The sequence below is a fragment of the Pseudomonas sp. SDO5532_S415 genome, from assembly GCF_054071155.1.
In genome coordinates this window covers 1-2,003 of record NZ_JBSVWS010000337.1, presented here as the reverse complement: position 1 = coordinate 2,003, position 2,003 = coordinate 1, and the positions used below count along the sequence as shown (strand labels likewise).

Annotated in this window: 1 protein-coding gene; it reads right to left on the bottom strand. The window is 59.7% G+C overall.

The window, feature by feature from the left end; all coding sequences use genetic code 11:
- Window positions 1–104: 104 nt before the first annotated feature.
- Window positions 105–1,763 carry a Na/Pi cotransporter family protein gene (locus ACW9HW_RS29905; protein ID WP_457402930.1) on the bottom strand — a complete coding sequence of 553 codons (1,659 nt, stop codon included), beginning with the start codon at window positions 1,761–1,763 and terminating at the stop codon, window positions 105–107.
- Between the last annotated feature and the right edge of the window lie 240 nt (window positions 1,764–2,003).

Genomic DNA, 2,003 nt, shown 5'->3' with positions numbered 1-2,003 from the left:
GTCATTGAGTTTGTGGCGTACACAAATCAACTGTGGGAGCGAGCCTGCTCGCGAATGACCTTCCAGCCGAATCAATGTTACTGACTGACCACTCTGGCAGACGTTCAAGGCGAATGCGTGATGTCCGCCAGATCGTCGGCCGCCAGTGCGCCGGTTTCGGAGGTTTCCAACACCACATAGGCACTGCTGCAAAACAGCGAGTTCAGACGCTTCATATCGGCGATCAACTCCAGGTGCAGGGAGCTGGTCTCGATACTTTGCACGATCTTACGTTGCAATCGGCTGACATGAGCGTGTGCCAGGCGGCGTTCCTGTGCACGAAAGCGACGTTTCTCCCGCAGCAATTGGCGGGCACTTTCCTTATCGGCGCTGAGAAACACCGACAAGCCCAGACGCAGGTTGGAAATCAGCTGACTGTGCAACCCCGCCAACTCCTCCAGGCCAACCTCGGAAAACGACCGTCGCTGCGCGGTTTTCTGTTGCTGGACCTTGCGCAGCATGCGCTCGATCAGGTCACTGGCCAGTTTCAGGTTGATCGCCAGCTCGATGATTTCCGCCCACCGCCGGCTGTCCTGGTCACTGAGGTCCTCGCGGGGCATTTGCGCCAAGTACAGCTTGATGGCGCTGTAGAGGGATTCCACATCATCCGTCAGGCGTCGCATTTCCTGAGTGACGGCAGTTTGCTTGCCGTGCAGCACGTCCTGCATGGCTTCGAGCATGTTATCGATCAGGTCACCCATGCGCAGGGTTTCCCGGGCGGCGTTGGCCAAAGCGAGACTGGGCGTGACCAACGCGGTCGGATCGAGGTGTCGGGGTTTGGCGGTGCCATTGAGTTGCGGGCGCTCCGGCAGCACCCACGCGCAAAACCTGGCCATCGGCCCGACGCTGGGCAGCAGGACCAGGCAGCGCGCCGTGTTGTAGAGCAGGTGAAAGCCGATGACCATTTCCTGAGGACTGAAATCCAGGCTGTCGATCCAATGCACCAGCGGGTCGAGCACCGGAATGATCAGCAACAGGCCGATCAGCTTGTACAACAGGCTGCCCAACGCCACCTGACGACCCGCTGCGTTCTGCATGCTGGTGCTGAGGAACGCGAGGATGCCACTGCCGATGTTGGCGCCGATCACCAGGCCGAGGGCCACCGGCAGACTGATCACGTTGGCACCGGCCAGGGTTGCGGTCAGCAATACCGCCGCCAGGCTGGAGTAGGAAATCATCGCGAACAACGCGCCGACCAGGGCGTCGAGCAGGATATCGCCGGTCAGCGAGGCAAAAATAACCTTCACCCCTTGGGCGTGGGTGATCGGCGCGGCGGCTTCAACGATCAGTTGCAGCGCCAGAATGATCAATCCCAGGCCAATACTGACGCGGCCCATCTGGCCTATTCGCGTCTGTTTACGCGAGAGAAAGAAGATTACCCCGACAAAAATCAGCAGCGGCGACAGCCATGACAAATCGAAGGTCAGCACCCGCGCCATCAGCGCCGTACCGACATCGGCCCCAAGCATGGTCGCCAGCGCAGGCGTAAGCCCCATCAAACCCTGGCCGACAAATGACGTGACGAGCATCGCCGTGGCGTTGCTGCTCTGGACCATGGCGGTCACCACGATCCCGGAGATGAACGCCAGCCAGCGTTTGGACATGTTCTGGCCGATCACATGGCGCAGGTTGGACCCGTAGACCCGCAGGATGCCGGTGCGGACGATGTGCGTGCCCCAGATCAGCAAGGCCACGGCAGAAAGCAAATTGAGCAGGGTGAGCATGCAGGGCCCCCTGTGGTGGTAGCGCCCCAAAGGAGCAAGTTGACGGTGCCGCGCGATGTTCTACGTTCTGTACTTAAGCTGTAGTTGGCTAACGGTCTGGGCGCCAGCATCGCATAGCTAAAGAAGCGATTGAAACAAAACTGTCATGAAAACAGCTTGCTGCGGACAAGAAAAAGGGACCCTGAAGCGACTGTGGGAGCGAGCCTGCTCGCGAAGGCGGTATGACAGACGACTTTGATG